This window comes from Methanimicrococcus stummii (genome assembly GCF_032594435.1).
Taxonomy (GTDB): Archaea; Halobacteriota; Methanosarcinia; order Methanosarcinales; family Methanosarcinaceae; genus Methanimicrococcus; species Methanimicrococcus stummii.
Window position 1 is genome coordinate 1279011 of record NZ_CP131062.1, and the last position, 25416, is coordinate 1304426.

General features: G+C 43.1%; 23 protein-coding genes. 5 read left to right on the plus strand and 18 right to left on the minus strand.

Translation table 11 applies throughout. The annotated features are described in order from the left end of the window. Positions 1-16: 16 nt before the first annotated feature. Both MmiEs2_RS06215 and MmiEs2_RS06220 read right to left on the minus strand, forming a co-directional pair. A complete protein-coding gene (locus MmiEs2_RS06215) occupies positions 17-2191 on the minus strand; it encodes a helix-hairpin-helix domain-containing protein (RefSeq protein ID WP_316559009.1) in 2175 nt (724 codons plus the stop codon). A gap of 153 nt (positions 2192-2344) precedes the next feature. After that, positions 2345-3151: a queuosine precursor transporter gene (locus MmiEs2_RS06220; RefSeq protein ID WP_316559010.1), complete on the minus strand. Its 807-nt coding sequence runs from the start codon at positions 3149-3151 to the stop codon at positions 2345-2347. 210 nt (positions 3152-3361) lie between these two features. Between MmiEs2_RS06220 and cca the strand changes: the two genes are divergently transcribed. Continuing rightward, complete coding sequence (gene cca / locus MmiEs2_RS06225; protein ID WP_316559011.1) at positions 3362-4756, plus strand: CCA tRNA nucleotidyltransferase; 1395 nt, start codon at positions 3362-3364, stop codon at positions 4754-4756. A 110-nt stretch (positions 4757-4866) separates the two neighbouring features. Here cca and MmiEs2_RS06230 read toward each other — a convergent pair whose 3' ends face one another. Next, a complete protein-coding gene (locus MmiEs2_RS06230) occupies positions 4867-7884 on the minus strand; it encodes an STT3 domain-containing protein (protein WP_316559012.1) in 3018 nt (1005 codons plus the stop codon). Positions 7885-8087: 203 nt separating this feature from the next. On the opposite strand from MmiEs2_RS06230, the gene hisD reads away from it, so the two are divergent. The 4 genes from hisD to MmiEs2_RS06250 all read left to right on the plus strand — a co-directional run bounded on the left by hisD (position 8088) and on the right by MmiEs2_RS06250 (position 12659). Next, positions 8088-9374 carry a histidinol dehydrogenase gene (hisD, locus tag MmiEs2_RS06235; protein ID WP_316559013.1) on the plus strand — a complete coding sequence of 429 codons (1287 nt, stop codon included), beginning with the start codon at positions 8088-8090 and terminating at the stop codon, positions 9372-9374. Positions 9375-9473: 99 nt separating this feature from the next. Beyond that, a complete protein-coding gene (locus MmiEs2_RS06240) occupies positions 9474-10205 on the plus strand; it encodes a glucose-6-phosphate isomerase family protein (RefSeq protein ID WP_316559014.1) in 732 nt (243 codons plus the stop codon). Positions 10206-10314: 109 nt separating this feature from the next. Then, entirely contained in the window at positions 10315-11826 is a 1512-nt protein-coding gene (locus tag MmiEs2_RS06245) for a flippase (protein ID WP_316559015.1), read from the plus strand. Positions 11827-11888: 62 nt separating this feature from the next. Then, positions 11889-12659 carry a 3'-5' exonuclease gene (locus MmiEs2_RS06250; RefSeq protein ID WP_316559016.1) on the plus strand — a complete coding sequence of 257 codons (771 nt, stop codon included), beginning with the start codon at positions 11889-11891 and terminating at the stop codon, positions 12657-12659. Between the two features lie 109 nt (positions 12660-12768). Here MmiEs2_RS06250 and gdhA read toward each other — a convergent pair whose 3' ends face one another. From gdhA to ahaC, 15 genes are all read right to left on the minus strand, one after another. Beyond that, on the minus strand, positions 12769-14115 hold the full coding sequence (gene gdhA, locus MmiEs2_RS06255; protein ID WP_316559017.1) for an NADP-specific glutamate dehydrogenase: 1347 nt from the start codon (positions 14113-14115) through the stop codon (positions 12769-12771). A 181-nt stretch (positions 14116-14296) separates the two neighbouring features. Continuing rightward, positions 14297-14707 (minus strand): hypothetical protein, encoded by a 411-nt coding sequence (locus MmiEs2_RS06260; protein WP_316559018.1) that lies wholly within the window; start codon positions 14705-14707, stop codon positions 14297-14299. A gap of 126 nt (positions 14708-14833) precedes the next feature. Then, positions 14834-15511: a hypothetical protein gene (locus MmiEs2_RS06265; RefSeq protein WP_316559019.1), complete on the minus strand. Its 678-nt coding sequence runs from the start codon at positions 15509-15511 to the stop codon at positions 14834-14836. A 307-nt stretch (positions 15512-15818) separates the two neighbouring features. Beyond that, complete coding sequence (locus MmiEs2_RS06270; RefSeq protein WP_316559020.1) at positions 15819-16244, minus strand: hypothetical protein; 426 nt, start codon at positions 16242-16244, stop codon at positions 15819-15821. A gap of 21 nt (positions 16245-16265) precedes the next feature. Further along, the gene (locus MmiEs2_RS06275) at positions 16266-16694 is read right to left on the minus strand and encodes a hypothetical protein (protein ID WP_316559021.1); all 429 of its coding nucleotides are present in this window, start codon (positions 16692-16694) and stop codon (positions 16266-16268) included. 39 nt (positions 16695-16733) lie between these two features. After that, entirely contained in the window at positions 16734-17183 is a 450-nt protein-coding gene (locus MmiEs2_RS06280; RefSeq protein ID WP_316559022.1) for a hypothetical protein, read from the minus strand. An 11-nt stretch (positions 17184-17194) separates the two neighbouring features. After that, positions 17195-17716 carry a hypothetical protein gene (locus MmiEs2_RS06285; RefSeq protein WP_316559023.1) on the minus strand — a complete coding sequence of 174 codons (522 nt, stop codon included), beginning with the start codon at positions 17714-17716 and terminating at the stop codon, positions 17195-17197. A 22-nt stretch (positions 17717-17738) separates the two neighbouring features. Next, complete coding sequence (locus MmiEs2_RS06290) at positions 17739-18137, minus strand: hypothetical protein (protein ID WP_316559024.1); 399 nt, start codon at positions 18135-18137, stop codon at positions 17739-17741. Positions 18138-18210: 73 nt separating this feature from the next. Then, positions 18211-18945, minus strand: a complete 735-nt coding sequence (locus tag MmiEs2_RS06295) for a hypothetical protein (protein ID WP_316559025.1) — start codon at positions 18943-18945, stop codon at positions 18211-18213. A 429-nt stretch (positions 18946-19374) separates the two neighbouring features. Then, complete coding sequence (locus tag MmiEs2_RS06300; protein WP_316559026.1) at positions 19375-19899, minus strand: hypothetical protein; 525 nt, start codon at positions 19897-19899, stop codon at positions 19375-19377. A 294-nt stretch (positions 19900-20193) separates the two neighbouring features. Then, positions 20194-20829 carry a V-type ATP synthase subunit D gene (locus MmiEs2_RS06305; RefSeq protein WP_316559027.1) on the minus strand — a complete coding sequence of 212 codons (636 nt, stop codon included), beginning with the start codon at positions 20827-20829 and terminating at the stop codon, positions 20194-20196. 5 nt (positions 20830-20834) lie between these two features. Next, the gene (locus MmiEs2_RS06310; RefSeq protein ID WP_316559028.1) at positions 20835-22214 is read right to left on the minus strand and encodes a V-type ATP synthase subunit B; all 1380 of its coding nucleotides are present in this window, start codon (positions 22212-22214) and stop codon (positions 20835-20837) included. A 1-nt stretch (position 22215) separates the two neighbouring features. Beyond that, positions 22216-23961 carry an ATP synthase subunit A gene (locus tag MmiEs2_RS06315; protein WP_316559029.1) on the minus strand — a complete coding sequence of 582 codons (1746 nt, stop codon included), beginning with the start codon at positions 23959-23961 and terminating at the stop codon, positions 22216-22218. Further along, complete coding sequence (locus MmiEs2_RS06320; RefSeq protein WP_316559030.1) at positions 23952-24254, minus strand: V-type ATP synthase subunit F; 303 nt, start codon at positions 24252-24254, stop codon at positions 23952-23954. Before MmiEs2_RS06320 ends, MmiEs2_RS06315 begins: the two co-directional genes overlap by 10 nt. After that, a complete protein-coding gene (gene ahaC / locus MmiEs2_RS06325) occupies positions 24254-25414 on the minus strand; it encodes an ATP synthase A1 subunit C (protein ID WP_316559031.1) in 1161 nt (386 codons plus the stop codon). Before ahaC ends, MmiEs2_RS06320 begins: the two co-directional genes overlap by 1 nt. Positions 25415-25416 lie beyond the last annotated feature (2 nt).

A 25416-nucleotide genomic window follows, 5' to 3' on the forward strand; every position in this document is an offset into this window, starting at 1 on the left:
TTTTTAAAAATTTGATTCAATTCTTCCCTTCAAACTTCTTCTTCAACTTTTCATAAAACGCATTCTCAACTCCCGTCGATGTCAAGAACAATTTCTCAACAATCAATTCCGGTGTCGATTTCGCAATATGATTTTTAATCGGATTGCGGTTTACAATCAGATTCAAATTTTCATCCAACCCGTCGGCATCAATGCCGTCAACCCGAATCGGGATGTCGCAGTTTTCCATGATTGCTTCGGCCAAGTGGGAAACGAAAAGGGAAAGCGTTTTGCCGTTTTCGCAAAATGTTTCCAGAAGACCGGCGATGATTTTGGCGGACGCGCCGGGTTCTGTAATTGATTCAAGCTCGTCGGCAAAAACCGCGCGTTCGTATCCGTTGCTTTCGGAAACGATTGAGAAGTTGCGAAGTGTTGTTTCAAACGCGCCGGCGTCCAACGTTCCTTTGGATTTTCCGAAATAATAAAACTCTTCAATCGGCGAAAATTCAAAATGCTCGGCCGGAACGGGGAACCCCATGTGCGCCAAAATCAAACACTGGCCGATGAGCTCCAAAACCGTCGTCTTGCCGCCCGAATTCACACCGCTCAAAAGAACGGTGTTTTCAACGTCATAAGAAACCGGCGTGATTTCATCAAAACCGTATTTTGATGACAGGAAAAGATTTCGGCCGTTTTCGAGGTTGAAATAAACAGAATCTGTCGCGCCAACCGAATCAGAATTTAAATCTAAATTCAATTGAGACGACGCTTTTGCGAAAACCGGAAACGTCATTTGATAAGCATTTGCGAAGCTTGCCGCCGAATACCAGCAATCAAATTCAAGGCAGTCGCTGACCAAGACGGAAACAGCTTCTTTTTTGCCGGCCAATTCCTTTGAAAGCTGCTTTTTTTGTTTCTGTTCAATCTCAAGTGCTTTTGAAGAAATTTCTCTTTTGAAGCGCGTTAAAGAATCCAAATTTAAAGTTACAGGACATGCGATTTCGTCGCCGTAAATGTCGGATAAAATCATTTCTTCATCCTTTTTCAGCGAAAGCGTTTCCGTAATTTCGGCAAGCGTTTCCTTTAAAATTTCGCGATACGGCTTTGAAACGTTTGCCGTCACGATTTGTTTGAGATCCGCGCCCGACAAAATGTGCATCAACTGGTCGCCGTCAAGCGTCAGCGTGTTTCCGGTCAGAACGTTTTTGAGTTTATCGGAAAGTTCCGCCGCTTTTTTAAGAAGCGTTTCGTCACATGAGACGGAAATGTTTTTCAACCGATCGGATTCAGGATCCGTTCCGGGATTGATACTTCCGTCGGCGTTCAGTTTTTTAAGAAGTGTTCGAAGTTCAAGCGCGCCTTCTGCCGAAAATTGAGAAAACACCCCGTCGGCCGATCCTGCCGCCAGAATTTCCGCAAGGCAAAGAGACGCGTCAAAGCTTTTCAAATTTTTAACGAAATAAGAAAGCGCAAGCTCCGGAACCAATTGTTCGATTTCAACCGCGTCGATGTCGCGGAAATAATCGTAGCCGGATTCCGGCAAATCAAAATCGGGATAATCAAATAAAATAACGGAGTGATAGGAGAAAAAGAAATCCGCGCATTCCTGCTGATCCGAAACCAAATGAACCGGCAGAAGGTTGCCGAATTTTTCGCGAGCTTCAAGATAAACATTTTCTGAAAACGCCAAAACAGCGCGATCACGAATCTTTTGAGCCGCGCCTTCTTTTGCCGGAGAAACAGCGGACAGCAAAGATTGAATCGTTTCGCGCTCGTCGGGTGAAAACGATTGAAGAATCGCCAAATGCCCTTCGATTTTTTCACGAATATCAAACGCCAAATCCAATCTTCTTTTCGGATACGGAACCAAACGTTCAATGAAATCGGCGGAATATTCGGTGCAGCAATGCTTTTTCATGATTTTTTGAATGCCGGAATAAAGCGCTTCCGCTTCTTTCGTTTTCAAAAAATCGTCAACTGAAACGCCGTTCTGCTCTCTTGAAACATTCAAAATCAAAGACTGCGCCGACTTGCGCGTCATGCCTTCCACGCGGCACAATTCGTGAACGTCACCTTTGACTAACGTTTCAAGCGCTTTTTCTTCGCTGCCGAAACAGGTGACCAATCTTTTCTCCAAAATCGAGCCGATTCCCGAAATATCCCGAAGGCGTATGTTTGTTTCAACCGCCGTGCTTTCTCCGTCCGAAATCATAAAAGAAGAATCGGCAAAAGTGTATATAAATCTATGACAAGCAGGGTGAAAGTATGAAAGTGCTTGCGAGCCGACACGCGCGAATATGCCGGGCTTTAGTTTATTGTTAAAAACAAGCAACGGCTTTGAATAAAATTAAAAAAGGAAGAAAAATCAAACAGACTTTTCTTCAACAAATTTCGTGTCAGACAAATCGGTTTTTCCGAGCATGCGCTTGTAAAGAACAAACCAAGGCGTGTCGGTGACACCGATAACCACCTTTACAACGAGTTGTCCGACAATTAAGCCTGTGACGACTTCCCATGGCATGCCGCCGACTAAGTAAAACGCGATGAACACGAAAATAACGGAATCAATCGCTAAACTGAACGCGTCAGTCAAGAGCGAGCGAAGCCAAATGTAAGGGTTCAAGAATGCGTCGCCTTTGAAAGCCAATTCTCTCGGGCGAAGCTTGCGCTTGATGTAGGAAAACATATAAGTGTCGAGCAGCGAGCAAACCAAGAAGGAGATCCAGCTTGCAAAAGTCACACCGACGCTGAGCGCGAAAATAGAAGTCCAAGCTTCGTCCAATTCGTAAAACGGCGCGGCCGGAATCTGAACGGCCATCGCGATAAACATGACGTAAAGAACTTGTGTTGCCAAAGCAATCATAACCGCTGCAACCGCTCTTTTTTTGCCGTACACTTCATTAATCATATCCAAAACCTGCGCGATGAACGGATACAAAATCGCGGCGGCGGGTGTTGATAAGATGATACTGTAGCCGAACCATGTTCCGAAATTAAATGTCGCAAGCTTTGTTGCAATTACTTGGGAGCTGAGCAGGTAAGCAACGTAAAACGCCGTCAGCGCCGCAAACCCGTAGGCCGGATATTTTTTAACAATCTGAACCGAAGAAATTGTGACGATTGTCATTGCAATCATCCAAAAAACAAAAACGAACAAAAGATTATAGTCCATGAATAAAAACCTCGACTGACCTAAATATTCAATCCTATAAAAGCGTTTCAAATCATTTGAAAAAAATTCAAAAAACGAAGTCCGGTTTTGATTCATTCTTGAAAAAATTGCACGGCTCGCGCGAGGCGCAGCGTGTCAGCACCGACAACTAATTATAAATATTTTTCAAACCCAATTGAAATTAAATTTTTAAAAATAAAAGGATAAATTATGACTGCCGATTCAAAAAAAGAAAAAATTGCGGAAATTCGCGCCGAAGTTTTAAAACGCGTTCGTCCGACCGCCGAAGAAAAAACAAAACTTGAATCGGTTCGAAAAGGAATTATTGACGACATTGTCAGAATCGCCGACGCGCAGGGACAATGCGACATCTTGCCGCTTTCCGTCGGCTCTGCCGAGCGAAACACCTGGCTTCATGGCAACCACGACATCGACGTTTTCATTTCATATCCGGAAGACATTCCCGAAGATGAATTTTTCCAAAGAAGCCGCATGATTTTAACGGAAATGGCAAAAACCGGCGACACTTGGGAAGACCGTCACTCAGAACACCCTTACATTCACATTCAGAAGGAAGGATTCGAAGTGGATTTGGTTCCCTGCTTCCGCGTGAAAAGCGGCGCGGAAATTAAATCCGCCGTTGACAGAACGCCGTTTCATTGCGCTTTTATTAAAGAAAACATCAACGGTTTGGAAAACGACGTTTTAATTTTAAAGCAATTTATGAAAGGCATCGGCGTTTACGGATCGGAAGTCCGAACCGGCGGTTTTTCCGGATATTTGACGGAAATTTTAACGATTTATTACGGCGGTTTTGAAGGCGTTTTAGAACACGCCTCGAATTGGAAATACGGCGTAGTAATTGATTTGGCGGATCATCAGTCTTTGGAACATGACAATCCGCTTGTCGTCGTCGACCCGACGGATCCGAAGCGAAACGTCGCCGCCGCTTTGTCGCTTACCAAATTCGCGCTTTTCATTGACCGTGCGCGCGCGTTCTTAAAAAATCCGAATTTGGAATATTTCACGCCAAAGGAATATCTGCCGATGACGGCTGACGGATTTGAAAGAACAATGGCGGCACGCGGAACGGAACTCATCGGCATTTCATTTCAAACGCCGGACAAAGCCGAGGACACGCTTTATCCGCAGCTTTTTCGAATGGAAAAGTCATTGGAAGAATTGCTTGCGCGAAACGAGTTTACAGTTGTCAACACTTTTTCGTGGTCGGAAGATGACAAAGAAAGCATCGTTTTTGTCGAACTTTTAAATACCGTGCTTCCGCCGCTTCAAAAAAGAGTCGGGCCGCCGGTTTGGAATGAAAATAATGCGGAGTCGTTCTGTAAAAAATACAAAAATAACCCGGCCACGTTTTCATTCGCGATTGAAAATGAAAGGTATGTCGCCGAAGTCCCGAGAAAATACAAAACGGCCGAATATTTGATTGAAGACATGATTTTCAAAGAAGCCGCATTGGGGCGGCACATTCGTGATTCAATGAAAAACGGCTATAACGTTTTAAGAGAAAAAGAAATCGCGGAAATTCAAAATGAAGAATTTTGGAAATTCATGAATGAAAAATTAACGGCTCAAATCAGTCCTTAAAAAGCGATTTGATTTTATTTTGACTATTTTTATTGTTTTTAAAAAAAGAAGAAGAAACGGAAAATTTTTCCGTTTCGATTTTATTTTAATTTGATTGATTTCGAATCAGTTCAGACTTTGACGGTTTTGCCGTTCAAAACATCATCTTCGCTGATCTCGACTAATTTTTCGATGCCGCCGAATTTGACAGTGTAACTGCCCATCGGTTTAACGGCGAAATTGGTTTCGCCGGACTTCGGGCCGGTTGTCGAATACGGAACTGTGACGGAGAACTGCCCGTCAGCGCCTGCCTTCACCGTTTGGTTGTAGTTGAAGACACGGTTTTGGTTGGTCTGAAGCGTTAAAACGACTTCAACCGTTTCATTCGGAGCAGCGGTTCCGGAAATCACAGCGCCTTCCACATATTCGAAGATTTTAACGTAACCGGTGTTTGTTTCCACCTGATTCTTGGAATAAAGCTGGTTGTAAAGCTGCTTGTAGAAGATTTCCTGTCTTGACATAGAGTCGTTCGGGCTGTAAGTTAAGGATTCGTAAACCATACGGTACTGTTCCATACCGACAGCGTCTAACATATGCAAACGGTAAACCATCGAGTCGAAATAACGGTCGCTGCCGATGAATGTTGACTGCTGGCCGCTTAAATTGTACGTGACATAATAGTCTTCAGTGTCCAAAGTCCACGCGGTCATCGCATAGAATTTGCTCATACCGGATGCCATTTCAATGTCTGTCACAATGTAGCGAGCGCCGACTTTGTCGTCGCGCGGGTCGATGTCAATCAAATAACCGGTGGCTTCCTTTTCGGATTCTGCAACGAAGAACGGTGCAGCGCCCGGGATCATGTCGTCATTAATGTCGCCGCGGCGGCCGCCGACACCGAATTGGAACGGGTTGGCGTTGACCATGCGCTCGCCGATGACTTCTAACCAGTGACCGTAGTCCCACCAAGACAGAACACCGTAAGCGGTGCCCGGATAATCAAACGGAACAACACTGGCCTGATTTTCGAAGTGTTCAATACCGATACCCGATGTCGAATCGGCAACACCGTCGCCGTCAAGGTCTTGGAGCGGTTCTTCGTAGAAGCCGGCCCAGTCCAAACCGATTTCGGGCGTGTTGTCGCGGAGCCAGAGTGACGCGTCAATCCAAGCTTCATTCGGACCGCCTGTGCCGCCGATATATTGGTTTGTCATAAAGAAAGTCGGACCCAAAAGGAAACCGAACGCGATAACCAAAACAACCGCTGCAACGACGATTTTTTCATTGCCGTTGTCCGCTGTTTTTGCTTTGACTTTTGAAGAATCGCGGCGTGATTGTGCTTTGTCCTGTTTGGAAGAATAAACCGGCGCAGATTCGTCTTTCTTTGCACGAGCGTCTTTGGAGAGGAAATTTTTCTTCAAAAGATCCCATGCTTCGTCGGCTTTAACAGCGCGCGCGAGTTCCATGAAGAGCCAGGAGGTCAAAATGAGAACCGGGACGACGAAGTAATAACTGAATCTGTTCTGCTGAACCAAAGCCCAAAGCAGAATAACCGTCCAGACGACCAAGAGGATTTTTTCCATGCTGTTGTTTTTAACGGCAACATAAGCCATGATCGGCAAAGCGATAATCCAGATGTATCCCATGACAGAGAATGTCGTGAATAAGCTGAATGCGCTTCCGGAAGCCAAAACCAGCAAGGAAAAGATAACCGTCCAGCCGATGAGCAAGTATTTTTTGGTGCTTGCTTTTTGAATGTAAGAGGTTGCCATAAACGGCAAAAGAATCAGGAAAATTGCAATCAGGATCGTGAACAATAACGGGCTGACACTGTTTCCGAAATACGGAGATGCTTCGCCGATTGTCAAAGCGCCGCCGGTTCTTGTAAAGAAACCGATCAAACCGAGAAGCGCATTTTTAACGGTGGATGAAACCAAACTGCCGACAACCGCAACGATTGCGACGATTCCTGCGAGAATGCCCGGATAATAGAGTTTGTTCATGTTTTTCTTTTCGAGCGCGTAGGAGAGAACCGCCATGAAAACCATTGCGAGGATACCTGCGCCGAGTGCCATTAAGTGAAGCGATTTGTATTCACCAATCTGTGGCGTTACGAAAATGAACAACAAGTCAATGATGAAAATAATCAAACCGGTTACGGCGATGAAAGCCGTTCCTTCGCCTTTGAGGTGGTTAATCATCATCTGAACGGTAATGAAAACACCGATGATAAACGCGAACAAAAGTGCGCCTTCCCAAATGAGAGTGTAAGTTCCCATGGCAAGACCGGTTAAAATCGCATAGGGCAAAATGGGTTTGAACGCGGAAAGCTTTCCTTTGGAAATGTCTTCAAAGGTGATGATTTTATCACGCGCTTTCAAAAGCGTCATAACCAAGAACAAGATCACGAGTGAGCTGAAAAGAACTTCGGCGACGTGGTGGTCGTTGAAGCCGATGATACTTCTGGACAGGAACTGACCGGGCGCGACTGCCAAAAGGAAAGCGGACATTAAACCGATGTTTCTGCTGTTGAAAAGTGTCTTCGCGACAAAGTAAACGATAACGACACAAACTGCTGCGAGAACGCAGGGCCAGTAAGCGGCAATCGTCATCGCGAATTCTTCGGTCGCGTTTCCTGTAATCGCTTGAAGGATTTTAATGACGGAGGCCAGAATCATATCGTAAAGAGGCGCGAATGCCTGAGGCGTTCCGTACGGATAAGTCGTTGCCGGGTCAAACCAAAGATAACTCGGGAAATTCTCAAGCAAATATTCGACGTTTCTCCAGTGATACCACGGATCGTTTTCGCCGAAGCGGATAAAGCCGTTTGAGAGGAAAACGCCGTCTTTGGGAAGAATACGGATGTAAAAAGCAAGCAATGCGGAAATCAAAACGCCGATGCCGTAAAGCGCACTTCTTATCAAATTGTTTTTGTCCTTATACTCATCTAAGAATCCTTTTTTCTCGGACTCTTTTTTCACGTCTTCCGGCGACGCTGCCGCTCCTGTGACGCTGACTTCGCATGATTCGACTGTCGTTACGGAATCCGCATCCGCGGTTGTTTCAACGGTACATTCTTCCGTAACCGTAATTGAATCATCAGAAGCGCGGCGTTCAGAAGTTTGTTTACGGATAGTTCTTTTCGCCAAGATAATAACCTCAATGATACGATAAAAGCATTCATTCACGCCGTTTGAAAATGCAAAGCGGCAAAAGTGAATCAAACACCATAAATAAATAGAACAATAATTCTATACAAGCTATTTAATTTTAACCTGTCTCGCCTCCCCTTTAAGTTTTTCGTTTTTGAAAAAAGAGTAAAGTTTATGAAAGTTCAGGCATTGTTTCAATTATGATTTTCAAAAATTTATCCGAGCTTTCCGACTCGGATTTAAACCAATTGCTTTCGCGCGGAAAAGGGCTGGCGGATGTCGGCGCGTCCGTTGACGCGATTTTAGAGAATGTGAAAACGAACGGTGACGCGGCGATTTTGGAATATGCCAAACAGTTTGACAAAGCGGAATTGGAAACGCTGTTGGTGACGCCTGCCGAAACGGAAGAGGCGATTGCGTCGCTCGACTCGAATTTGCTGAAACACTTGCGTCAGGCGGCGGAAAATATTCGCCGCTTCCACGCGGCTCAGCTGCCCAAGGAAATCTGGTACATTGAAGATACGCCCGGAATCGTTTTGGGACAAAAAACGATTCCTTTGGAAAAAGTCGGCTGTTATGTGCCCGGCGGACGCGCCAGCTATCCGTCAACGGTTTTGATGACGGCGCTGCCGGCAAAAGTTGCAGGCGTCTCGGAAGTGATTGTCTGCACGCCTTCCCGCGCGGACGGAACTGTTCACCCGCTGACGCTTGCCGCGTGCAAGATTGCAGGCGTTGACAAAATTTTCAAAACAGGCGGCGCCCAGGCGATTGCCGGAATGGCTTACGGAACAGAAAGCATTCCGCAAGTGGATAAAATCGTCGGCCCCGGAAATGTTTTTGTGACTTACGCAAAAATGAAAGTTCGCGATTACGCCGAAATTGATTTCCCGGCCGGCCCGAGTGAAGTTTTAATTATCGCCGATGATTTCGCGAATCCGAAAATGACCGCCGCCGACATTTTGGCGCAGGCGGAACACGATCCGAATTCGGTTTCCGTTTTGGTGACGCCGTCAGAAGCATTCGCAAAAGCCGTCATGGAAGAAGTGAAAAACCAAGCTGAAAGCGCCGAAAGAAAAGAAATTATTGACGCGTCACTTGAAAATTCCGCGATTTTGGTGACGAAAAATATGAATGAATGCATTTCGTTTTCAAACAAATTCGGACCCGAACATTTGCAAATTATGGTCAATCCCGAAATCGAAGATTCCGTTTTGAATCAGATTCAAAATGCCGGGTCCGTTTTCGTCGGCAATTACGCGCCCGTTCCGGCCGGTGATTACGCGTCGGGAACAAATCACGTTCTTCCGACTTCCGGATACGTTCGAATGTATTCGGGACTGAACACGGCGCATTTTTTGAAGTCGTTTACAATCCAAAGAATCAGCAAGGAAGGATTAAGTGAAATCAAAGACGCCGTCATTGATTTGGCGGAAACGGAAGGACTTTTTGAACACGCGGAAGCGATTCGGAAGCGTTTCGAAGAGTAAAATGTTGAAGAGTAAATATTTATAAAAATCAAAACATACAGAGATACAGATTTAGAATTTAAGAATTATAAATCATTCAAACGAAGTTGGAGAAAACACATGTTTGCGCACCCCGACTTTTCAAAAGTCTCAACGGCCCACAGCACTCGAAAAATCAAAGATATGACGGATGTTTTGATGGATCAGACCTGGATAACGTATCCGGACAAAATCCTTTACGACATGTACCGCGAGGTTCATTTATCCGGCGACGAGCTTCAAAAAATGAAAGAAGCGCAGCTCCGCTATGACATAACGGTGATTCCGCCGGCGATGCTCGGCCCGGAATATGTCAAAACCGCCGGCCATTATCATCCGTGCCCGAAATATTGCGCGGCCGAGATGATTTCATATCCGGAAGTTTATCAAGTGATTCGCGGAACCGCGACTTATTTGCTTCAAAAATCCGATTTATCTGATTTCATCATCGTTGAAGCCGGCGAAGGCGATGTTGTTTTAATTCCGCCGAATTACGGGCACGTCACGGTAAACGCCGAGAGCGATGAGCTTGTCATGGCCAATTGGGTGTCAGACGCGTTTGATTCCGAGTACGAGCCAATCCGCGCCAAAGCAGGTCTCGCGTATTACATGACGGAAGACGGAATCGCGCAAAACGGAAATTACGATAAAATGCCGCCGGTGTCCTACGGAAAACCGAAAAGCTATCCTGAAATCGGATTGTATTCCGGCGTTGACATGTACGGTTTGGTAAATGATTTGGAAAAATTGGACTTTTTGGTGAATCCGCAAAATTATTCCGAATTGTTTAAAAAGCCGTTTTATGAAATTTAATTTTTTGCGGCGGCTTGCGCGCGCGAGCTGCACTTTTTTTAAGAATGAAAAACGGTTCTTGTTTTTTAACAAATGAAGATTTTAAATACAGCCGATACTTTTTAGGAGTATGGCTCAAACGGCGGATATTTTTTCAAATATCGGAAAAAAGAAAGGCGACGGCAAAGGCGGCGATAAAGACGCCGTTCATTCTCAAACTTTCGTCTCCCTTTTGTCTCAATTTGGACTCACCGCCATCGGTTTTTTGAGCACGATTTATTTTACGCGCGCCGTTGACCCGTCTATCGTCGGCGTTTACTTTTTATTCTTTTCATACAGCGCGCTTTTCTATCTGTTTTCTGAAAGCGGAATCGGAGAGTCAAGCGTCAAACTGATCAGCGAAGGAAAAGAAAGAAACGAATATTATACCGCGTCAATGACGCTTCGCGCCGTTTATTTGATTTTGTGCGTTGCGCTGCTGTTCGTTTCCGCGATTCTCTTCCCGTCGTCAACCGTCATGGAAACCGGAATTTTTTGGTGGATTGTCGCGGCGCTTCTGATTGATTATTTTTACAACAGCCGGATTTATGCGGCTTACGCCGACGGAAAAGTGAACGCGTTTCAGGTCTCGCTTTTCTTAAACACGGCGGTTCGCTCTTTGTTTCAAATCGTTTTTGTCTACCTCGGCTACCATTCGTTCGGCTTGATGGGCGGATTTTTAATCGGCATGATTTTTGCCGCGATTTTCGCGCACCGATACAACCAATTGAAATTGGTGAAATTTTCAAATGAAAACTTCAAACGCCTTTCAACGTATGCAATTCTGATATTTTTAGTGATGAGCAGCTATTTGGTTTATCAGAATATTGACGTTGTTTTCATCGGCCGCTACATGACCGAAGCCGATGCCGGCATTTACAGAATCGTGTACCAATTTTCAATGCTTGCCGGACTTGCGGCAACGTCTGTTAAAGCGGTTTTGTATCCGAAATTCAGCGCGTGGAACGAGTCAAAGCAATTTGAAAACATTACCGAAGGACTCAAAAGCGGAACATCTCTTTCCTTAATGCTGGCAATTCCGATTTTCTTCAGCTTTTTGATTTTAGGATATGATTTCATCAATCTTTTCTATGGCGGCGCGTATGTTGCCGGTGTTCCGGCTTTGTTTTTGCTTTCGTTTATCCAAATCATCACGGTTTTCATGTATTTGCAGGGCATTTGTTTAAACGCGATCAGCCACCCGAAATATGCGTTTTTGTCGATCGCTGTCGGCATTATCGCAAACGTCATTTTAAACATGATTCTGATTCCGATTTACGGAATGGAAGGCGCGGCGCTTGGAACAGTCATCGCGATGCTTTTGAATTCGGTTTTGGCGTATTTGTTTTTAAGAAAAGTCATTGCTGTCCGCTACAATTGGAAATCCATTTCAAAAATGGTTATCGCGTCTCTTTTGATGTGCGTTTTCCTCTTGGGATTTAAATATGTGCTGCCGATTGACAATGTCATTTTGCTTTTGATTGCATTTACCGTCGGCGGTTTGCTTTACGGATTGATTATGCTCAAAGTTGATAAAGCCATTCATGATACGGTTTCTGAAATGGCGGAATCGTTTGGCGTGAAATGGCCGAAATGGCTTTAATTTCAAAAAAGATTAAGATACAAAAAAGTTAAAAATATTTGAAATATTTACGGAAATCTCCCATGACCGTACAAAATTGCGATATTCCGACTGTTTTTTCGGGATACGAACAGATTATTTTTATTGACGTTGAAACGACAGGCCTCTCGGTTAAAGAAAATCAAATTATTGAACTTGCCGCCGTCCGCCGTTTTGAATCAGGCAGCCTCGCGGATGAAAAAGAAATTGATCTTTTGGTGAAACTGCCCGCCGGCGAGAAAAATCCCGAAGAAATCGTTGAGCTGACGCATATAACTGATGAAATGCTTGAGAGCGAAGGAATTTCTGAAAATGAAGCGGTTGACGCATTTTTAGACATCATTTATCCGGCGGAAAAAACGCTGATTATCGCGCACAACGCGCAATTTGATTTGTCTTTTGTTTTGAAAATGCTTGAAAAATACGAGAAAAGCATTCCCGTTTCGTTTGATATTTTGGATACGTTTACCGTTTTAAAAGATCGGAAGGCTTACCCGCATTCTTTGAAAGACGCAATTGTTTATTATGAAATTGTCGGGGTTGAAAATTCTCACCGCGCGATTGACGATGTCAAAGCGCTTTGCGAAGTTGTCAAACACATGAAAACGGAAAAAGATGATTTGGAAGACTACATTAATTTAATCGGGGTTCACCGCGTTCACGGTTTGCAAGGCGAGAGAATCGGCGGCATTTCGTATTGCGTTCAGCTTCTCGGATCAAAAAATAAACGGCTTCCGGACTTTTTTAGAGAAGGGAAGCGGCTTTATGAACCTGAAAAATTGAAAGAAACGCGGCCGCTGAATTTCAAAGAATAAATGGATCTGCTTTGAGAAACGAGATTAGCAGAGTTGTTTTTAAAAAAATCAAATAAAAAAAGCCGGATTTCGCAAAAAATCCGGCAATGTTTTTTGGAGTTATAATTTTTCAGATGAGGCCTTGCTTCACCATCGCATCAGCGACTTTTAAGAATCCGGCAATGTTTGCGCCGGCCAAAAGGTTGTCTTCATCTTCGATTTCTTTGGCGGCCGATTTGGCTGCCGTGAAAATGTTTTTCATGATGCTTTGGAGCTTTTCATCAACTTCTTCAAAAGTCCAAGCCAAACGAAGCGCATTTTGCGTCATTTCAAGACCGGAGCAGGCGACGCCGCCTGCGTTACAGGCTTTGGCGGGGCCGAAATAGATGCCGGCTTTTTGGAATGCTGCGACCGCGTCAAGCGTTGTCGGCATGTTGGCGCCTTCGGCAACAAACTTCACGCCGTTCTTGATAAGGATTTCAGCGGACGCTTTGTCAAGCTCGTTCTGCGTGGCGCAGGGGAGCGCGACGTCGCACTTGACTTCCCAGACTTTGGTGCTGCCTTCGACGTATTTGGCGCCCGGTCTGAATTCGAGATAATCTTTAATTCTGCGAGCTTCGACTTCTTTGAGCTGTTTGACAACGGCTAAGTCGATGCCTTCTTCGTCGTAAATGTATCCGCCGGAGTCACTGCAGGTGACGACTTTCGCGCCGAACTGCTGCGCCTTTTCAATCGCGTAGATGGCAACGTTGCCGGAGCCGGAAACGACGACTGTTTTGCCTTCAAAAGACGTTCCTTTGTCTTTGAGCATTTCGTTTGTGAAATAAAGAAGACCGTAGCCGGTTGCGGGAGTTCTTCCGAGGCTGCCGCCGAATGTGAGCGGTTTTCCGGTCAAAACGCCTTGGCTGCTGGAGTTTGAAATTTTTCTGTACATGCCGTACATGTAACCGATTTCTCTGCCGCCGACACCGATGTCGCCGGCCGGAACGTCAACGTCGGGGCCGATGTGTTTGTATAATTCGGACATAAAGGATTGGCAGAAGCGCATGACTTCCGCGTCGGATTTGCCTTTCGGGTCAAAATCGGAACCGCCTTTGCCGCCGCCCATGGGAAGGCCGGTTAAGGAGTTTTTGAAAATTTGTTCAAAGCCGAGGAATTTCACGATGCTTTGATTCACAGTCGGGTGGAAGCGAATACCGCCTTTGTAAGGGCCGATCGCGCCGTTGAACTGAACGCGGAATCCGCGGTTCACTTGAATTTTTCCGGAATCGTCCATCCAGGGGACACGGAAATAAATCATTCGTTCGGGCTCGACGATTCTGTCTAAAATTGCCGCTTCGATTAATTCGGGTTTCTTTTCGAGAACCGGAATTAAAGAGTGGAGAACTTCATCCACCGCATTGTAAAACTCAACTTCACCGGGGTTTCTTCTTTTAACATCTTCCAAAACCCTTTCGACGTAATTTTTGGCGTCCATAATTATAACCTCAAAACATTGAATTTTTTTATTGTTAATAAATTTAATCGTTTACAATGTTTCAAAGATATGAATCTGTCACGGTATTGTAAACCTGAGAGTTATGGGATTTTGGTTTTTTGAGATTTCGGGATGATTAATGGTTAACAATTAACCGCTTAAAAATTGAAATAAATCAGAATTATTTTGCATTCGGCAAAATAATTCCGGCAATTTTATCGGTATAAATTGAAATGAAGGAAAACGAAGACACTATAATATATGTCAGCAATCCGAAACCGGCAACAGTTAAAGCAGCAATTTTTGAGTCGGCGATTTCTAAAAGCGGATGCGTCCAAAGGAATCCGATTATGATTGACAAATAAACAATTGTAACCGCGGCAAGAAGAATAATTTGAACGCCTGTGTTTTTCGGTTTGACTTTGCAGTTGCCGAAAATAAATCCGCCTGCGACCGCCGATGCGATTGTTGTGAACATAAAGATGTAGAAGAGAGATTCGGTCATAACATAAGCCGAATACGCGCCGGCGCAAAGAATAACCAAAAACGCGACTAAACTGAGAATTGTATATTTTTTGTAATTTGAATTCATTTCAATCACCATTGCATTAAAAAATAAAATCGGCGGACAAATGTCCGCCTTTGAATCTTTTTGATTGATTTTATTTGACTTTTTTACCTATAGATTTGAGAGTATTGATTTTTTCGATTATCAAACTTATTTAAAGTAATGATAAATTCTGCCAAGCATTATGAAATGCCCGGCGCCGGGAATACCGTATGCGATTGCGTTAATTGTAACGTACGAAATTGTCACATCCAAACTTCCGTCTGTGTTTTGAGCGCGCCAGTAATAAATCGGAACTAAAGATGCAATCAAACCGCCGACAACAGCGCCTGCGCCGGTGCCCAATCCGGGAACGACTGATCCGATTGCGGCACCGATAACGGGGCCGGCGACTCCTGGAGCAACGGTTGTCACCATTAACGCATCTCTTTGAGAGAAGTGAATTTGAACACCGCCGGTCAACGAATTACCATATGTCTGCGCGTAGCTGCCGTACCAAAAAGATGCGGAAGCGCGCGTGACGGCAGAAATGAGATCAGCGTTTGAAACAAGCTCGGAAGCCTGAGCGTTCAAATATCCTTTCGAAATCAAATCTTCTTCAGAAATGAGAGCGAAATTAACTCTGCCTTCGACTTCGGAATCGTTCCAGCTCATGGCATAAAGAACGAAACCGTCGGACTCGACAGCGGCAATTTTGGATTCGGCATCATCTTTTAAAATGACAGCGGCGTCCATAATGTCAGCAATTTCATTTTCAATCAATACATTTTTTTGTTGGTCGGCCTGCGCGCTGACAATCGGCGCGAAAGCCAAACTGATCATCAACATCACGAAAAAAACGGACATTGACTTGAAGAGACTATTTTTCATCTAACTTCACTTCCTAAGTATTTTTTAAAGTATATTAAACAATCGTTTGACAGTTGTAAAAACAGATGACTTTGTTTTTTAAAAAGAGTCACAAAAATAAGAAAGAAACAAGTCAGATAAATGCGTTTTTAAATTTTTTGAGAAGATATGAAAAAGAAAAAATAAAAACGAAAGAAAATACGAATCGGAAAAAGAAAGAAAAATGAAAAATAAAAAAAATGAAAGTGGGATACGGATGAAATCGGATAAAATATCAAAATTCAATTCAATTCTTTGATTTCGTCAGTTTTTCAACAATTTCATCCGTATGATAAGCGGCAATAACGAACGTTATACCCCACACAAAATTAACAAACGCATCTGCCCAAACAATCAAAAACGCGGATATCGGACCGTCGGCTATCAAAATTGAAGGAAGGCCGACATACCAACGATATGTTGTAATGATAATTTGAATAATCGGAATGAAAACGAAAATCAGAATCGAAATCAAGAAATGTTTTTGTCGTTCTTCTTTTTTACCTTTCCACATATAATAAAACGGAACGAAAAGAGCTGCAAAAACGGAAAACGATGTTGCAAAGAACGTATCATCAGGATTTGAATAAGCGTAAACGCTTGAAATACAAATCACTAAAAATATGGCAAGACTTACAAAAAGGGCAATGAATTTTTTTGTTTTGAGTTCCATAAAATCATCCTTTAATCCTGTTTATTTAAAAAAGATAAACAAATAAAAACCGATCATGGCTAAAACCAATAAAACGGAAAGGAGATAACACAAATTTTGTGTTTTCTTTTCGATCTTTTGCTGCGCCTCAAAATATCCGGCGGCGCCCAACAACAAAGCGCCGGGCATCAGCAGAATGAAATCATCAAGAGGCTGAGAAGGGAAAACAGCCGCGAACGGAAGACGATAAAGAATCATCAGGAAAAGCGGCAGAAAACCGACAATAAAAGACATGATTGGGCGTTTTGATACGTAGCCGAACAAAAGCGGATTGACGACAAGCAATATCAAAAAAATAATTTGGCCAAAGAAAAAGACGGAATGAGAAACATATCCCAAAAAACAAGCCAAAACCAACACAACAGACAATACAAAGTTTTTCAAATCTTTATTTTTAAACGCGGTTTCCATGTTTTCATCAATTCTTCAATCTTATATGACTGTTTTCATTTAATTCGGATGAAACGCGCCCGTAAAAATCATCAAATAAAAAACAAACAGGAACACTGCTGTCATATATCGAAACATTTGTTTATCGCGATCTTCGAGATCTGACGCTGCCAGCCATCCGATTGCTGCGTTTAGAATCGACATGAGCATAATTTCTGAGAAGATACAGGAAATAATAAATTCAAAATCCAGATTGGTGTTGAGCAAATTGTTGAATTCGCCTCCTGCCAAAAAAACAGGATAAATTAAAAATCCGAAAAGTGCTGAAAAAATTTGATTTTTTGAGAAGCAGCCGTAAAGAAAGCTTCCGAAAAGCAGAATGATAAGACCAAAAACAAACAGAATGATGAGCTCATACGTAACAAAAAGATATGACAGAATGAAAAGAATAAAGAGCAAGCTGATGAAAAGCAAAAGATTAAACATTTCTTTATTTTTTGAAATTTTCATTGAATTCACCTTTAATTAATTCCTGTCAGTATCCAAAAAATGGTGGCCACCGTACACGCAATCGCCGCCAAATAATTGAATTTCAAGAGATCATCATTTTCGATGAAAGACGCGCCGGCAAAGAATCCGGAAAGACCGGACAAAACAATAATCACGAAAAAATAAGGCATAAACGCTCTTTTGAATTCATCAACGCTGATGAATAAATAAGAAAGAATCCAAATCGAAGGCAGTAACGCGCCGAACAAAGCTGAAAGAATTCTGTTTCTTGAAAAGAGACCGTATAAAAGCGGCCCGAGAATGACAAACAGAAGAATGATTCCGCTTTTGAGAAAGATAAAAAGGCAAAACGCTGCGGCTCCTAAAAGGAAAACAATCAAATTTGAGCGTATTTTTTCAAGGTTTTTTTGATTCATTTTTTTAATGATGAAAAACAAAAGGATTAAAAAAACGGCGGCAAGAATCCATGGAACAAAAAGAATAACGAAAGCTTTGATTAAAGCAATCGTAAATTCCGTTGTTAAATCAATCATTAAAACCTCTTCCATTATTCATTTAAACGGCTTTTTTGACATTTGAACCGAATAAAATCTTCATCGGTACAAAAGCAATTAAACAACTCACTGCAACGGTTCCGAAAACATAAACAAACCGTCCGACAGAGTAAGCTTCATTGTAGTCCAACAGATCCGAGCGTTTAACGTAAATTAAGAAAATGCCCCACAAAGCAGCAACGACGCTGCAAAGAAATGTTCGGACAAAGAAAGACAACTCTTTGTCTTTTTGGTTTAATAACTCGACAGCCGGTTTAAAGAAGAAAGTAGAGACAAAGAGAATAGACCAATTTGCCAAATGCGGTAAATTGTGAACGGCAGATTCGTCACTTAACGCTATGTAAATGACGAAACAGAGCAAAAGAAATGCCATAACTGTGTAAATTTTATAGAGACTCATAATTACCAATTGCCTTTAACTAAAAAAATTAAAAATTTGAGAAAAATCTCATAAATCTAATATTTTATACTTTTCAATATGGAACTCCAATGCGTATCAAAATCATTTCAGATATCGAAAAAAAGAAAGAATCCAAAGGATTGAAAACAAAATAAACTGATCCTGCCAATAACAAAATCGTAACAGCATAACAAAGAATGCGATAATTTTTATTTTCACTTGTCACCGAAGCGAACCACCCGGCAGCAGCGCATAGTAAAGCTATGACAAAGAAATGAAGAGCAGTTGACAAAGCAATGCAATAAATTAGAAAATCGCGCACGTAAGAATCAATTCCAGGCTCGAAAGTCAATAAATCAAAAATGCCGCGCATTGCTGGAAATAAAAACCCGAGCAATGCCGCCCCATATTTATCTTTTGTAATAAGTCCGTAAAGGGCTCCGCCAAAAAGAACAACAGAAATTGAACACAATAATATAATTAAAACAAAAATCTCGGAATGAATAAAATAAAGAGGAATATACAAAACAAGGAAGAGAAATACCAGTCCTGCAAAAAAATATTTTTTATTTTCTTTTAAATATTGAATATTCATTGAAATCACCAAAAACGAATTTAAATTGTCAAACTGAGTGATGAAACAGCTCCTTTTTCTAAAAACAACCCTTGTCGTTAAAGATTTTTCAAATGTTATATAAGAGTTGTGCAACTCGGCAAAATAATAATACAAAAGTGTAGAAATTAAAAGAATATGTGAAAAATGTCTAAAAGTACATTGATTGTATTCTGTATCATCCATTGTTGTCAATTAATTCCCGAAAGGAAAACAATCCCAATAAATGCAATCATTCCGGCGGTAAACAAATAATTAAAAACTTTTTTTCTGCCGTCCGAATTTCCATCGGCGGCAAAAAAAACTGCAAGGCAAAAGGGGATCACGAAAGGAGACACTGAAATTAAATTTTCGGCAAACATCCATATTTCAGACCGTTCGGAAGTTCCTAAAACAACAATGTAAGAATAGAAAAGCAGAAGCATGCAAATTGTAAGCAGCACAGATTTCAAACGATTTTGAGAGTAAACGGCATAGCCCAAACTCCCGAAAAAAAGAACAAAGAAAAACAAATACGGCAATATCAAAAAACATAAAATTAACAGTAAAAGAAGTCCGGCAAAAATCAAATTATTTCGATTTTCCGATTGATTGAATAGCCCTGCCATAAAAATTTCTCCGCAATTAATGAATATGAATGCCGAAAGAAAGCGATCCCGTGATTAAAAATAAAAATGAAAAAACAATCAGCCCTGCCAAGAATAACAAACTGTAAACCGGAAGTTTATAAGAGCTGAAGCCAATCTCAATGACTTTTCCCGGCTGATAAGTTGCGCCAAGCCAAGCCGTCAAAATACCGGTGACTAAAAAAACGGCAAAAGAAAACAGATAAGAGCCGACAAACAGATAAAAATTATTAAAAAAATCACCGTTTATCATTGCCAATAATCCCAAGAAAGCCGACACTAAAAAAGGACAGGCTGTCAAGATAGCGAATAAAAACGATTTTTTGACATTTTGAGAATACAATCCGTACAATACCGGTCCGAAAATCAAAATTGTTGTAAAAATTCCAAGAGCAACCCGTTCATAAGTATGAGAAAAATGATATGATTTGAAATAAACGGAAAAACAAATAACGTAAACAACTGCGAGGATTATGAAAACAATTGTATTGGTTTTTTCGCTTTGGTTATAAAGACCTGTCATTTTTACCCGATACCTGTCAAACTGCATTTTCAAAAAATATTTCACACAGTCAATCATTTGTCCAATATTATATAAAAGCTCTGGAGAAGAAACAAGTAATTTTTTAGAAAGAACAATAATCAAAAAAAGAACGGCAGAAATTGTCCTGAAACAAATCTTTATTAAAAATGATTTTTGAATAGATTAATCAAGAATAAAATTGATTAAAAACGAAAAAAGTTCAAACAAAAATGCTTACGAAAAATTAATCCAAAAAAGAGAAAAGAAAAACAGAAGAATAAAATTCTTCTGCGTTTAAGCCTGAGCGGCTTTTTTCTTCTTAATTTTCTTTAAACTTGACATGCTTTCTCTTTCCATTTCCTCAAGGCGGAGACGGATGAACTTGACTTGTTCCTGAAACTCGGGGATAACTTTGAATTCCAAGGCGTTAACACGGCGCTTGGTTTTCTCAATGTCGTCAAGGAGTCTTTTCATGGTTGTTTCAAGTTCGGCGGCGACGATGATTTTCTCGACGAGAATTTCATAAGCGTCAGCCACATCGTCAATATAGGAGTCGGTACCGACAAGACCGTAACCACGCTGGTGGATTGCCTTGTGGACGTCGGATCCTTCAATTTTCGGAACCACGACACCCATAATGTTCGTGCTTTTGAGTTCAATGGTCGGAACGGCGTCGACAGCGAAAGAGGCCGATTTGAGGGTAAAAGACCCGTCTACGGCTGAGGCCAAGTTGACTTTTTCAACAGCGTTTGTGTACGCTGCATCCAACTCTTCTCTAACCCCTCGCGCCTGATTCAGGATTTTGAAGAACTCCAAAATCAAACCGTCTCTCTTCATTTTGAGCAGTTTATAACCGTTCTGAGAGAGCTTAATTCTCTTTTGGAGATCCTGAAGTTCGGAACGAGTCGGCTTTACATCTTGAACTGCCATTGCCATCACTCAGCATTGTTTTCCGGATAATACTTGTCAATGTACTTGTTATCAATTCTTCCAAGGTAAGCTTTGGGCAAACTGGAAAGAATGTTCCAACCGACATTTAAAGTGTCTTCAATAGATCTGTTTTCGGTACGTCCCTGACGAACGAACTGGTCTTCGAACAAATCAGCGAATTCCAAAATTTTCTTATCGCGTTCAGACAAAGCTTCCTTACCGACGATTGCCACGAGACCTCTGAGGTCACGGCCTTCGGCGTAACCGGCATAAAGCTGGTCGGAAACCGCCTTGTGATCTTCTCTGGTCTTACCGTTACCGATACCCGAGTTCATTAAACGGGAAAGGGACGGCAAAACGTTGATCGGCGGATAAATGCCTTTTCTGTGCAATTCCTGAGAAACCACAATCTGGCCTTCGGTAATGTAACCGGACAAGTCGGGAATCGGGTGTGTGATGTCATCGCCGGGCATTGTTAAAATCGGGATCTGAGTAACGGATCCTTTGTTGCCCTTAATAACACCGGCACGCTCATAGATACCGGCCAAGTCAGTGTACATGTAACCCGGGTAACCGCGTCTTGCGGGAACTTCTTCACGCGCTGCGCCCATCTGACGGAGAGCTTCACAATAGTTTGTCACGTCCGTTAAGATAACGAGAACGTGCATATCGTGCTCATAAGCCAAATATTCGGCAGTTGTGAGGGCCATTTTCGGCGTAATCAAACGCTCGACAGCCGGGTCGTCCGCAAGGTTGAGGAAAACGACTGCGCGCTCAAGAGCGCCGGTTTTCTCAAAGTCAGCCATTGCGTGCTGCGCTTCTTCGTTGGTAATACCCATTGCCGCGAAAACGACAGCGAACTTCTCGGTGGAACCGGGAACCTGTGCCTGACGGGCAATCTGAAGGGCGATTTCCATATGGGGAAGACCTGCGCCTGAGAAAATCGGAAGTTTCTGACCGCGGACCAAAGTGTTGGTACCATCAATAGTAGAAATACCGGTTTGAATGAACTCTTCCGGCTGTGCGCGGGAATACGGGTTCATTGCAGCGCCGTAGATGTCCATCATCTTTTCAGGGACAATCTGCGGACCGCCGTCTCTGGGCTGGCCGGAACCGGACAAGATTCTTCCGAGCAAGTCAATAGATGCCGGAAGTTTCAAACTGTCACCGGTGAAAGTCACAGCGCAGTCTTTGTTAAGACCGCCGGTACCTTCGTAAACCTGAACAACGACGACATCTTCGGAGGTGTCCAAAACTTCTCCTCTTTTGATTGTGCCGTCAGCCAAGCGGATGTTCACGAATTCACCGTAACCGACAGGTTCTGTTTTCTCAACGAAAATCAACGGACCTGCGACTTGTGTAATCGTCTTGTATTCTTTGACCATTTTAATAACCTCCGCTACCGATTTCTGCGAATTCCGCTTCCATCTTGTTCATGACATCAGCCAACATTGCATCGAAGTTTTCTTCGTACTTGATCTTGGCAAGTTCTGCTTTGGAATCCATTGCGACCAAGTCTTTAATGGGCGCGCCGTCTGTCAAATACTTCTCGGCAAGTTCGTTCCATCTCATGATGCTCTTGAGGAGCTTGTACTGTTTGTCAAATGAACAGTATGTGTCAACGGGGTGGAAAGAGTTCTGCTGAAGGAAGATTTCACGAATCATACGAGCAGCTTCCATTGAAACCTGCTGAGATTCCGGCAATGCGTCGGATCCGACCAACTGAACGATTTCTAAAAGTTCTGCTTCAAGCTGGAGGATTTCCATTGCTTTTCCTCTGAGGTCGTTCCAGTCAGGCGCCACGTTTTCCGTGTACCAGGGAGCGAGTGTGTCCATGTAAAGCGTGTAACTGTTGAGCCAGTTAATCGCAGGGAAGTGTCTCTTCTGAGAAAGCTTTGCATCCAAAGCCCAGAACACTTTCACGATACGGAGCGTGTTCTGCGTCACAGGTTCGGAGAAGTCACCGCCGGCCGGAGAAACCGCACCGATAACGGTAATCGAACCTTCCGCGTCGTTCAAGGACTGAGCGACACCGGCACGTTCGTAGAATTCTGCCAAACGAGCGGACAAGTAAGCCGGATAACCTTCTTCACCGGGCATTTCTTCAAGACGGGATGAAATTTCTCTCATAGCTTCGGCCCAACGGGAAGTTGAGTCGGCCATCAAAGCAATGTCGTAACCCATGTCACGGAAATACTCGGCAATTGTGATACCGGTATAAACGGATGCTTCACGAGCGGCCACAGGCATGTTGGACGTGTTGGCAATCAAAACCGTACGTTCCATGAGCGGGCGTCCGGTCTGCGGGTCTTCGAGTTCCGGGAACTCGTTCAAAACTTCCGCCATTTCGTTGCCGCGTTCACCACAGCCGATGTAGACCACAATGTTTGCGTCAGACCATTTTGCAAGCTGCTGCTGCGTCACAGTCTTTCCGGAACCGAACGGTCCGGGGATAGCTGCCGTACCGCCTTTTGCGACCGGGAACATTGCGTCAAGGACACGCTGACCGGTAATCAAGGGGATTTTCGGAGCTAATTTTTTCGTCACGGGTCTCGGAACTCTAACCGGCCACTTGTGTGACATTTTAAGTTCCGTTCCGTCTTTCAATTTACAAACAACATCTTCGACCGTATATTTGCCGCTCTTGATTTCAGCGACTTCGCCGCCTGCCATGTTCGGGGGCACCATAATACGGTGTTCAATGTTTTCGGTTTCCTGAACGGTACCGATGACATCTCCGGGCTTCACAGTGTCGCCTTTTTTGACGCATGCTTTAAATTCCCAGAATTTGTCGTGGTTAAGACCGTCAGCGGACACACCTCTTTTAATAAAGTTGCCCATTTCGTCTTTTAAGACGCTGAGAGGTCTCTGAATACCGTCGTAGATACTTTCAAGCAAACCCGGTCCGAGTTCGACAGAAAGAGGAAGGCCTGTATTTTCGACAGGTTCGCCGGGTTTGATACCGGAGGTTTCCTCGTAAACCTGGACAACGGATTTGTTTCCAACAATTTTAATGACTTCGCCCATGAGTCCTTCATGACCGACTTTAACCACATCGTACATCTTTGTGTCTAAGTCGACCACGGTAACCACAGGTCCCGCCACTCGATAAACTTTACCTTTTACTTCCAAAGATCAACACCTACCGCCTGTTTTATTTTATCCCTTAAATTCGTCGAGCCTTCACCCGATCCGCCAAGCGTCACAACGGTTGGCTGAACGGAAGCGTTCAAAGACGCTTTTAATGACTCCGGCAGTTTCGAAACATCGTCATTGTGCATTACAAGAATGCCGACATCTTTGTCTTCCAAAACGGCGCGGACAACAGGTTCTACCCCTGTCGTATCCGTTTCATAAACTTTACGGATACCGGCAAGCCGGAAACCCGTAACGAAATCACTGCTTCCAACAACTGAAATTTCCATTAAAGAATCACCAACCGGTCTTTGATTAACTCATTGTCCATGCCAACCGATTTTCCGCGAACGATAATTCTTAAATTGCGGACTTCGTTGGATTTGTAAATGATGAATTCCAAAATCGGAATAATTGAGATTAAGAAACGACGAGAATTTTCAGTCACGATTGTTAAATTGTATTTCAAGAGGCGCGCTTCAACGTCTGTCAAGGAAACGGATTTAAGATCCTTGTTTTCAAGAACAGTGCCGACAACTTCCCAGTAAGGAGTTTTGCGCAGCGCTTCAACGAAATCATCATAGCATAAATTTTTCAGCTTGTCCGTGTCCAATGAAAGACCGTGCGGAATCATCATTGAAGAAACGTCTTCAACAATACACTGAGTGTCAGCGTTTTCTGCGTTTTCAAAGGCTTCGTATTTTTTAACGCGAAGAAGCAAATTTAAGTTTTTGATGTCGATTTCTCTTCGAACGAACTGATCGAACTGTTTACGGTCTGCAGAACTCGGCATTCCGATAGCTTCAAAAAGACTCTCATAATAGAATTTGTCCAATTCGTTTTCAATTTCCGGAAGGTTTGTTCCGTCAAATTTACTGAGAATCGGTCCGTACGGAGAATCTTTGAATGATGCAATAATTTCTTCAACAGATTTAGAAACCAAACCGGACAAGAAAGTGTATCTGAGAACACCGCCCGTCACCAAAGTCTGTAAGATTTGGTCTTCGGGAATGTTGTGCACTTTTCCTCTGAGAATGGTTTTAATATCTTCAATATCGAAAATACGGAGATATTCCATAACGAGTTCATGCGGTTCACCTTCTGTGATCTGCAAAACTTTTTGGAAAGATTCTGCCATATTTCTGTTCAATGCATGTTCAATCAAATTAATGCCGCTGTATTCCCGGGAGAGTTCATCAATGTCACGCTTGTATTCGGATTCACCGATTTTACGCGTGATTTCATCCAAACTCATGTTTAAAAATCTGGGATAAGCATCGCGGGGGAAAAGTTTGATTCTCATTGCACGAACACGTGTCACAGCGTACGGATAATTGGAAGAGCTTTTTCCGAATGTCGGAAGACGAGAAGGAACATACTTTGAAATTTGCGGAGGAAGTTTCCCCTGGACATATTCAGAGCATTCCCGAATCTTTTGCGCATTCAGCATCA